This is a genomic window from Streptomyces sp. NPDC058457 (assembly GCF_042720695.1).
Lineage (GTDB): Bacteria > Actinomycetota > Actinomycetes > Streptomycetales > Streptomycetaceae > Streptomyces.
Genome location: NZ_JBHXLU010000165.1, coordinates 1 through 9,281 on the forward strand (window position 1 = coordinate 1; position 9,281 = coordinate 9,281).

The following is a 9,281-nucleotide window of genomic DNA, read 5'->3' on the forward strand; positions in this document are numbered from 1 at the left end:
GACTCAGGAACCACCAGCCCAGCCATCCAGTCAGCGAACTCAACCGCTTCCGGACTCAGCTCAACAGCAGCGCGATCAGACACGTGACACCTCCATGGGAATTTATTGACACACCCGGCCCGCATGCCCCATACCTTCGGGAATACGTCAGGAGCAAGGGTGCATTGAGCGGTGTGTAGCCGATTCGACTTTCAAATCCGACTCTACAATTACCGAGTTTATTAACTCAACCCAGATCGTCTCAGACAAATGCGTGATCCAGTCGGCCATAACCGACCCGATAGCCGGCCATCTTCCGGCGCTGTCCGACGCCATCGGAGGAGAAGCCGAATCCCCGATTAACCACCGGGAGACGACCTCAGCGTGGCTGGAGGATGATGACCGGCAGTTCGCGTTCGGTCCAGCTCTGGTAGGAATCGAAGTCGGCATAGGCCTGCACCAGGCGAGGCCATAGGCGGGTCCGCTCGTCGGTGCCGGCCTGAACCGCCGTGACGGCACGATGCTCAGGTCCGATGTCGATGTGGGTGTCGGGTTGGGCCAGCAGGTTGCGGTACCACTGCGGGTGCTCGTGCCGTCCCGCAGCGGAGGCCACGACGATGACGTTGGGGCCGTCGGTGATATAGAGCAGCGGCGAGACGAACAACTTGCCGGACTTGCGGCCTCGATGTTCGAGAAGCAGAGTCGGTGCCGGCTTGCGGAACCCCGCACCGATGCGCAGGTTGCCACCGACCCGCCCTCGGGTGCGGCGATAGATCCACACGTGCGCCCGGCCGGCATAGCGAGTGATGGTCAGTGTCAGCCGCGAGTTCAACAGACTCGGCGGTTTCGATGCTTTCATATCAGTCAAGTTTCTCCTCGCGAGCGGTGACTGCCGTGGGGTTTGGCTGAGCCCGCCCACGGCACCGCGCAACTGCCGGTACGGAGCAGGGGTTCTCCCCGGCGTCAGAATGCCGTACTCGGCGACACGCCTCTGGAAGGGATCAACACGACACTCCAGACGTTGCGGTCCCTCCGGACTCGATGAGGCCCTCCGAGGGAATTTGTCGGATCGCGACGTTGATATGTGCGCGGGCGGAGCCAATTGATTCGTGGACGATGTCCACAATCCGGGCACCCAACTCGGCAAGTTCCTGCTCCGAGAGTCCCTCGCGTACGTCCACCTGAATGTACGGCATTGCCCCTCCCTACTTCTCGTCCACCAGTGCGCCGCGCTGACGCAGCTGCTCCGCACCCGCGATGTCCATACCGTCCGGCCCGGCAACGTAGTCCGCCACGTGCTCTCCGGCGTCGACAAAGTTGAACCCCGGCATTTCACGTATCACGAGAAACATTCGCTCGATCGGTTCGCCGGTCACCTCACTCACGGCCTTGGTCAAGCCGGCCGCCAGTCGACGCTTCTGGTCGTCGCTTCGGCCGCGCCGAATGTCGCACTGGATGATCGCCATGCTCCCTCTCCTTTGAGGTGCGTGTCTTCTGGCTTTTTCTCACCCCGCGGTCACCGCGGTGGCAACGCTGTTACTGCCCCACTACTCGTGCCGTTTTACCGGCGTTTCCATGAAGTACGAACAGCGAGCGCATCCATCTGCCCGCATGCGCGAGCGAGGCGTCCGCCTCCTTGCTCTTCCCAGCCATCAACTCGTGCGCGTGCTCCTGACCGGGCGCGCACTCGAAGGTCGTGTCGACACCCGCGGCCCTGGCCCGCTCGACGAAGCGCACGGCACCGTCCAACAGGACCTCGGCCTCACCCGCGGTGACGAAGACCGGCGGCAGACCGCTGAGATCGGCGTACAGGGGATTCGCCAGCGGCTCGGTCCGTGGCACCTCGCCGAGGTACAGGCCGGCCATCCTCTCGCTCACCTCGCGGCTCATGAGGGCATCGCTGTCGGCATTGCTCACGAAGGTGTCACCGAGGCTCTGCATGTCGATCCACGGCGAGAACGCCACGATGGCGGCGGGCAGCGGCTCGCCGAGGTCACGCAGCTTGAGGACGGAGGTGATCGCCAAGTTGCCTCCGGCCGAGTCGCCGGCGGTCGCGGTGTGCTCGGGTGCGATCCCCTGTCGGCGCAGCCATCGGTGGACGGTGACCAGGTCCTCGATCTGGGCGGGGAACGGGTTCTCGGGTGCCAGGCGGTAGTCGACGACGGCCGCGTGCATGCCTGCCGCCTTGGCGAGATGCGCGGCGAGCTTGCGGTGACTGCTTGCGGAGTTCAGGGCCATGCCACCACCGTGGGCGTACACGATCAGCCGGTCCGCGGCCGCGTCCAGTGGCTTGGCGATGATGGCAGGCACGCCGTCGGCATCGACCTCCTCGTAGGTGACGTCGGTCGGCTCGGCCGCAAGCATGTGCAGCTGCTCCAGAAGGAGCCGCGTGTCATCGAGCTCCATGTCCGGATTCGCACTCAGCTTGCCGGCGATCTTTGCGTACCGGAGGTGGAGGGCGGTAGGTGTCGAGGTTCCCATCAACGCCTCTTTCGGGTGCTCGTCGGAGATGTCGCCGTCCCCGCCGCTTCGATGTCGGTGGGCGTGCCGTCCTTGGTAGAGGGCTCGGTGGCCTGTCGACTCCCTCCGATCACGGAATCGAGGAACTCCACCTGGTGGGCGGCCACAACAGCGCGGTGACTGCCCAGCGCGTCGAGGTGATCGCAGGGGTAGTGCCGCACACGCGCCCTGCCCGCCGCGGCGAAAGCGGCCTTGGCGATCGCCTGTGGGGGGCCGGTCTGATCGAGATCGGCAATCTGGAACAACACCGGGCAGGTGAGGTCTTTGGCGAGCCGGCCCGGCCGCACCGCAGACATCATCAAGGCGGCCCGCGCACCCACCTCGTTGCGGAATGTCGGACCGGCAATCGCCTCGATCGCCTCGGCCGCACCCGGCGCGGTCATGAACGCCGTGCTTCCCGGCGCGCCGGCGATCGGGACGTACACCGGCGGCTTGCCGCGCAGTGCGGCGGCGGCGTCGCGCATCGCCAGCGCGCTGAGTCGGGCCATCGATACCGGGCCGTCGCGGCGCAGGCTCATCAGTGACGACGCGACCATGTCGACGCCGCCGACGACCGAAATCACGGCGGCTATCCGCGGGTCCTCGACGGCGACCGTCAGCACGTGTCCGCCGGCAAGCGACATGCCCCAGAGCACGATCTTCTCGGAGTCGACGCCGGGCAGACGGCGCGCATGCGCCACCGCGGCGCGGAAGTCCTCAAGCTGGTCCTTGGGGTTCACAAGCTGGCGTGGCTCGCCGTCACTCGCGCCCAGATGGCGGAAGTCGAACAGCAGGACGTCGTATCCCGCTGCGGCAAACTGCTGGGCGTACAGTTCGAGACCGCTGTCGCGCGTGCAGCCGAAGGCGTGGGCCATGACGACGCACGGCCGCCGGTCGCCGTCCCCGGACGTGTAGTGCCAGGCGGCGCAGCGCGTTCCACCGGAGAGGAAGTCACTGTCGCGCCTCATGCTGCGACCACCTCAGCCATGGCGCGCCCTGCGAGCGCCGGCGGTGCCACCTGCGCGCGCCGGAGACCCGCAGGGAACTCACGGGTGAGCATGTCGTGCTCGTAGACGTATCCGTCGACCTCCATCGTGTGGCGCGGGCTCTTGGCGAACTCGGCGTTGAAACGCTGCTCGTCGGCGATCGCGCGCTGCATGTCACCAGGCCCTGGGAGCGCGTAGAAACCGGCGGCATAGCGCGCGAGCAGTTTCGTCTGCAGCTCGATGAACGGGAACAAGGAAGGCAGCGGCTGCGCCAGTCCGAGAAAGACCAGGTCGTCGATGCCTGGCTTGAACATTCGTTTGTACAGCGGAAGGCGATTGTCCGGCGCGCTGATCAGATCGGCCTCGAAGAACGGGAAGCTGATGTTGTAACCCGTCGCATAGATGATGGCATCGATCTCTTCGACCGTGCCGTCGGTGAAGCGCACATGGTTTCCCGCCAGCTCGGCGACGTCGGGCTTGGCGACCGCGTCACCGGAACCCAGGCGCAGCAGCAGCTCGCTGGAGAGGGTCGGATGGGCCTGATGAAAGCGGTGGTTGGGCGTCGGCAGCCCGAAGTCCTCCATGCGTCCCGAGGCCAGGCGCGGCAACAGTGCCGCGAGGCCGCGCTGGATGCGCAACGGGATGTGCGGGCTGGTTTTGACGAGCCTGTCGACAGGACGCCCGAGGATGTACTTCGGGATCACGAAGGCGCCCGACCGCGTTGAGATGAAGGCCTTGCTCGCGACGCCCTTGCGCGCGAGTTCGGAGGTGATGTCGACGGCACTGTTGCCGATGCCGACGACGAGCACGCGCTTGTCACGCAGGTCCAGCGGCTCGGTCGGGTCGATGTAGTGGTGCGAGTGGATCACCGGCCCGTCGAACCGACCGGGGAAGCTCGGAAGGCGTGGGTCCCAGTGATGTCCGTTGCCGACAACGAGGAGGTCGAAGCGGTGCGTCCCGCCACCCGCGTGGAGCTCCCAGCCACCGCCGGGCAGGCGGCGCGCCGCAGTGACCTCGCAGTCGAAGCGAATCTGCTCCTGCAGGCCGAACGCATCGGCGTAGTCGAGGAGGTAGTCGTAGATTTCGGTGTGGTGCGGGAAGTCGGGATAGCGATCGTCCATCGGGAAGTCACGGAAGGACAGCGCCGTGCGGCTCGTGTCGATGTGCAAGCTGCGGTAGGCACTCGAACGGCCGTTGGTGTTCTTGAACGCCCAGTTGCCGCCGATGCGATCACCGGCCTCGAATACCGTGCAGGCGACACCGTAGTCCTGCAGGGCCTTGGCCGCGGTCAGGCCGCTGATCCCGGCCCCGATGACGCCGACGCTCGGCAGTGCTGTGCGGGCGACGGCAGTCGTCGCCGTCGATCTGATGTGCTTGGCCATGGCAGAAATCGTCACCGCGATGGCGTCGCGTCCTGAACCCCGCAACACGGGGGAAATCGAACCCCCCGCACATGGGGGGTTCGGCTCCCCCTGTACCGGGAGTACGGTCGGGCTCATGTGGACACCAGGTGCCCGGGCTGCCGCCGTTCGGGAGACCATAGCGGAACTCTGTGATTCGCCCCCCTCGGCGGCGGAGCTGATCGAGACCGTCGCCATGCGTGTGCGCAGCATCGTCCCCTACGACACCGGCTCCTGGATGATCACCGACCCGGACACGCTCCTGCCGGCGTCGATCCTCTCGGTCGACGCCACACCGGCGCTGCGCCGCGCGTTCACCGAACTCGAGCTCGACGGCGGCGACGACGTCAACACCTTCGACGCGCTCTCGCGCGCGGCCCAGCCCGTCGCGTCGCTGTCGCAGACCACGGACGGCAACCTCGTGGCGAGCCGTCGCTACCGCGAGGTCCACCGCCGCTTCGGCCTCGGAGACGAGCTGCGCGCGGTGGCTCGCAGCTCGAACGCCACGTGGGGCATGGGCTGTGTCAACCGGGCCGACGACGTGCCGGACTTCAGCGCTGAGGAAGTACGCTTCGTCACCGCGATCGCCAAACACCTGGGCGTGGGACTCCGCAAGGCGCTGGCGCGCAGGCAGGCCGACCCAGATCCGCTGCGCGCCCCAGGGGTGCTCGTCCTCGACGAACACATGAACATCGAGGCCAGCACCGGCCAGGCCCAGCGCTGGCTGAACACGTTGCAACCGACACTCGGCGGTGGATTGCCGACGCCGATCGAGACGGTCGCGTTGCAGGCCCAGATCAATGCGGCGCGCGAGAGTACGCAACGACCCGCGCGGTTGCGGCTGCAGGTGCCCGGTGGATGGCTGCTCGTCCACGCCGACGCGCTGAAGGCCACGGGTGCCGCCCCGCTCCGCGTCGCGGTCGTACTTGAGCCTGCAGGCCGCGCCGAGCTGATGCCGCTGCTGCTCGCGCTGCACGGACTGACCGAGCGTGAGCGCTACATCACGGAGCTGCTCGTCGAGGGTCTCGGCACCGACGAGATCGCCACTCGACTGTGCATCTCCCGCCACACGTTGCGTGACTACGTCAAGACGATCTTCGGCAAGGTCGGTGTCTGCAGCCGACCCGAGCTGACCGCCGCGCTGGCCCAGCAACCACTGGCGGCCTGAGGGGGTACCTCTTGCCATGCGAGGGGGGTGGACCGGTTGGTCCGTCGACCCCCACCATGCGTGAAGCCGATCCACGCGGCCAGTCCCTGGCGAGGGTGGCTTGTCAGTCCCGTTCGCACCGGATCGGACCCTTGAACCCGCACACGTTGTGCAACCGCCTGGCGGTGGACCCCGAGTTGAGGACGCCGGTGAACGCCTCGCACACGGCGCTCGATGAACACCTTCTGTGAGCCGCAGGTGCCGCCAGAGCCATGGAAGACCTCCTCGGCCGACTGCCGCCGGCACACCTCACGCACCGTCGGCGCACGATTCCGCCACTCGTGGAACCACGACTCGGATGCCCTCAGCGCCCGACAGGCGGTGCAGTACTTGACCTTCTGCTCGGCCATGGACGCGGGCGGCAGACGCACCATTGGAACGCAGAGCGGCGGCACCAGTCGGTACCGCCGCTCGGACGCTGGTGACCGCTACAGCCCGAAGGCGCCGCCCTCGATGAGGATGAGCAGGCCGATGCCGGTCAGGACGACGGGCAGGATGATGTGGCCCCAGCGGCTGAGGATTTCGGCGATGGCGGGTCGGGTGGCGAAGTACCGGCCCGCCGCGATCCACACGGCGAGCAGGACCAAGAACACCACGGCGTACACGCTCATGCCACCGATGCCTGCGGTGGCGAACACAGGCACGTACACCCCGATGTTGTCACCGCCGTTGGCAAAGGTGACCGCAGCTACCTCCAGGATCTTCGGCCCGCCCTCGCCTGTCTCCTTCTCGTCCTCAGGGTCCTTGCGGTGTCGCCACGCCTGCACAGCCGCCTTGATGCCGAGCGCGAGCGGCAGCAGGCCGAGATAGGGGATGGCGTCCTCGGGCAGGAAGGTAGCGCCGAACGCGGCTGCGATCGCGACGGCCAGGATGGCGGCGAAACCAAGGTACTGACCGGTGGCGATCCTCCGGGTCGAGCCCTTGTACCCGGCGCCCTGGGCGAAGAACAGGGCAAGGACCAGGATGTCGTCGATGTTGGTGACGGCGAACAGTCCCGCCGCCTGGCCGATGATGCCGAGGTTCACGACTGCACCGCCTTGGCGAGGCTACCGCGCCGGCCGGAGTGCGACTCCTTGACGGGACCGGGATCGGCATGGCGGGTCTGGGGGTGTGGCTGCATGATCAACCTTCAAGAGCTTCGAGCTGGACGAGGTGCTGCGTATGCAGTCCGGCCGTTGGGCCGGCGGCTTCACGAGCGATCGGTCAGCAGCGAAGGATCTGCAGGTGGCTCAGCGTGGGCCGCAAGGCGTCTCCAGCGCCGGTGGCCATCGGCCTACCAGGCGGAGCGACTTGGGTCAGATGCACTGGGACAGTACTCGTCACCCAGTCCACGTTGCGGTCGCCGAGCGGCGCATGCTCCTGGAGTGTGTTCCGAGGCGGCATGGTCACGTCGTCGGAGAGGCAGGCGGGTTGTCCGCTGCCGGTGTGCGCCAGGTCGGAGAGCACGGCCCCCGGTGCGACGGCGCCACTCGCTGCTGCGGCTGAACCGCCTGCCGGCGTCATCAGCTGGTTGGGCATCACGAGGTACACCAGCAGCGCGGTGGCCGTCAGCACGACGACTCTCCACCCTCGCCGTATCACCGCGTCCTCCGTAGTCCCCGCCTGTGTCCCCTCGCGATCGCCGAGGCGACGGGACAGCATCGCATACCGGGCTCTGCCGAAGGCTCGCCTTCAGCCGCCGATCTGCGGCCGGGGTGGTCAGTTGCAGCAGAGCTTCGAGATGCGCTTGTCCTTCTCCCGGCCTTGCCCCGAAGCCGCTCCCATTCATTGCCCTGGCTCTCCCGTAGACAGCTGCGGGCGATGGCTCGGCCACCGGTCGGTCCGATGAACGGCAACCCGTTGCGCCGCGCCTGCGACACCCAACTGTGCAGCGTCCCCGGGTGGATGCCCAGATCCTCAGCCGTCTCCGGAATCGGCTTCCCCGTCTCCGCTACGACCCGCACCGCTCCCTCACGGAACTCGGCGTCGTAGATGCGCCCCCTGAAAGCCACGACCCCATCAGGTCGCCCGTCGCCTCGGCTGCGCCCGTGACGCGGCCGGCCGCCGCGGTCTTCCACCAGGCCCAGATCTCCGGCAAGAGCGGCCCATAGTCGTCTGTTGTCAAGTATTGGTCGCCTGAAGCCAAGCCCGTAGGACGTCGAAGTGCCACGATCGTGGGGTCGAGGCCACAGCCGTGCCAGAGTAATTAAATTACATGCGTAATGCAATATTTCTGCCGCACGACACCGGCCGCCGAGAGTACCTGCCCACCGATGCGCATCCTCAGCGACCAAACGAAAGGGACTGTCCGATGAGCCAGCCCAGCACGATCCGTCTAGAGCGCACGACCCCGCGGACCGCCAGGATCACGTTCGCGAATCCTCCGGCGAACCTGGTGATCCCCGAGACCGTAGTGACGTTGCACAAGATCGTCCGGGAGCTCGACGAGGATCCGGACATCCAGGTCGTCGTCTTCTCCAGCGAGATCCCCGACTTCTTCTTCAACCACTTCGACGGCGCCGCGGCCAACGACCTCCCGGTGCCCGAGCACGAGGACGACGCGCCGGTCTGGACCGACATGGTCCTGCGGTTGAGCAAGGCTTCGTTCGTCAGCATCGCGGTCATCCGTGGCCGCGCCCGCGGCGCGGGCAACGAGCTGGCCCTCGCCTGCGACCTGCGGTACGCCAGCCGCGAGAAGGCATTCTTCGGCCAGCCCGAGGTCGGTATCGGAATCGTCCCCGGCGGAGGTGGAACCGAGCGACTTCCCCGGTCCATAGGCCGCGACCGGGCGCTGGAGGCCATCCTCGGCAGCGCCGACTACGACGCCGACCTGGCCGAACGCTGGGGATGGGTCACGCGAGCCCTGCCCGACGCGGAACTCGACGCCTTCGTCGACGCGACGGTCGCCCGCCTCGCCTCCTTCGACCCGCAGGCATTGGCGACCGCGAAGGCCATGGTCGGCCGAGCCACACTGCCGCCGGACTCCCACCTGGTCACCGCCTACAACGAGTTTGCGGACTCGCTGACGACGCCGGGCTTCATGGCTCGTGCGGCGGCGCTCGGCGCACTGGTCGCCGACAAGGGTCTCGACGTCGAATACCAGCTGGGCGAGTACCTCGGCCTGGCCAACCAGACCCCGTGATCACCTCTCGCCGTGGTCGCCACCGTGCCTCGTGCAGGTAACCACGCCGACCAGAGCCTCCACGGCGGCCGGGGCACCACCCACGAGGG

General features: G+C 67.2%; 11 protein-coding genes. 2 read left to right on the top strand and 9 right to left on the bottom strand.

Annotated features, from left to right (window positions below; all coding sequences use genetic code 11):
• Window positions 1–358: 358 nt before the first annotated feature.
• The 6 genes from ACFWPS_RS53280 to ACFWPS_RS53305 form a co-directional block, all read right to left on the bottom strand.
• Window positions 359–838 carry a nitroreductase family deazaflavin-dependent oxidoreductase gene (locus ACFWPS_RS53280; RefSeq protein WP_383721681.1) on the bottom strand — a complete coding sequence of 160 codons (480 nt, stop codon included), beginning with the start codon at window positions 836–838 and terminating at the stop codon, window positions 359–361.
• A 142-nt stretch (window positions 839–980) separates the two neighbouring features.
• A complete protein-coding gene (locus tag ACFWPS_RS53285; protein ID WP_383721683.1) occupies window positions 981–1,175 on the bottom strand; it encodes a 4-oxalocrotonate tautomerase family protein in 195 nt (64 codons plus the stop codon).
• A gap of 9 nt (window positions 1,176–1,184) precedes the next feature.
• A complete protein-coding gene (locus tag ACFWPS_RS53290; RefSeq protein ID WP_383721685.1) occupies window positions 1,185–1,445 on the bottom strand; it encodes a 4-oxalocrotonate tautomerase family protein in 261 nt (86 codons plus the stop codon).
• A gap of 70 nt (window positions 1,446–1,515) precedes the next feature.
• Window positions 1,516–2,385, bottom strand: coding sequence for an alpha/beta hydrolase (locus tag ACFWPS_RS53295; protein ID WP_383721687.1), 870 nt, complete (start codon window positions 2,383–2,385; stop codon window positions 1,516–1,518).
• A 74-nt stretch (window positions 2,386–2,459) separates the two neighbouring features.
• Window positions 2,460–3,446, bottom strand: a complete 987-nt coding sequence (locus ACFWPS_RS53300) for an alpha/beta hydrolase (RefSeq protein WP_383721689.1) — start codon at window positions 3,444–3,446, stop codon at window positions 2,460–2,462.
• Window positions 3,443–4,846: a flavin-containing monooxygenase gene (locus ACFWPS_RS53305; protein ID WP_383721691.1), complete on the bottom strand. Its 1,404-nt coding sequence runs from the start codon at window positions 4,844–4,846 to the stop codon at window positions 3,443–3,445. The genes ACFWPS_RS53300 and ACFWPS_RS53305 overlap by 4 nt, the downstream gene beginning before the upstream one ends.
• A 220-nt stretch (window positions 4,847–5,066) precedes the next feature.
• Here ACFWPS_RS53305 and ACFWPS_RS53310 point away from each other — a divergent pair, with 220 nt between their 5' ends.
• Window positions 5,067–6,032 (top strand): LuxR C-terminal-related transcriptional regulator, encoded by a 966-nt coding sequence (locus ACFWPS_RS53310; RefSeq protein ID WP_383721693.1) that lies wholly within the window; start codon window positions 5,067–5,069, stop codon window positions 6,030–6,032.
• Between the two features lie 467 nt (window positions 6,033–6,499).
• On the opposite strand, the gene ACFWPS_RS53315 is transcribed toward ACFWPS_RS53310, so the two are convergent.
• From ACFWPS_RS53315 to ACFWPS_RS53325, 3 genes are all read right to left on the bottom strand, one after another.
• Window positions 6,500–7,096: a cadmium resistance transporter gene (locus tag ACFWPS_RS53315; protein WP_383721695.1), complete on the bottom strand. Its 597-nt coding sequence runs from the start codon at window positions 7,094–7,096 to the stop codon at window positions 6,500–6,502.
• Between the two features lie 178 nt (window positions 7,097–7,274).
• Window positions 7,275–7,625: a hypothetical protein gene (locus ACFWPS_RS53320; RefSeq protein ID WP_383721697.1), complete on the bottom strand. Its 351-nt coding sequence runs from the start codon at window positions 7,623–7,625 to the stop codon at window positions 7,275–7,277.
• A 23-nt stretch (window positions 7,626–7,648) separates the two neighbouring features.
• The gene (locus tag ACFWPS_RS53325; protein WP_383721699.1) at window positions 7,649–8,128 is read right to left on the bottom strand and encodes a transposase; all 480 of its coding nucleotides are present in this window, start codon (window positions 8,126–8,128) and stop codon (window positions 7,649–7,651) included.
• Window positions 8,129–8,361: 233 nt separating this feature from the next.
• On the opposite strand from ACFWPS_RS53325, the gene ACFWPS_RS53330 reads away from it, so the two are divergent.
• Window positions 8,362–9,192, top strand: coding sequence for an enoyl-CoA hydratase/isomerase family protein (locus ACFWPS_RS53330; protein WP_383721701.1), 831 nt, complete (start codon window positions 8,362–8,364; stop codon window positions 9,190–9,192).
• Window positions 9,193–9,281 lie beyond the last annotated feature (89 nt).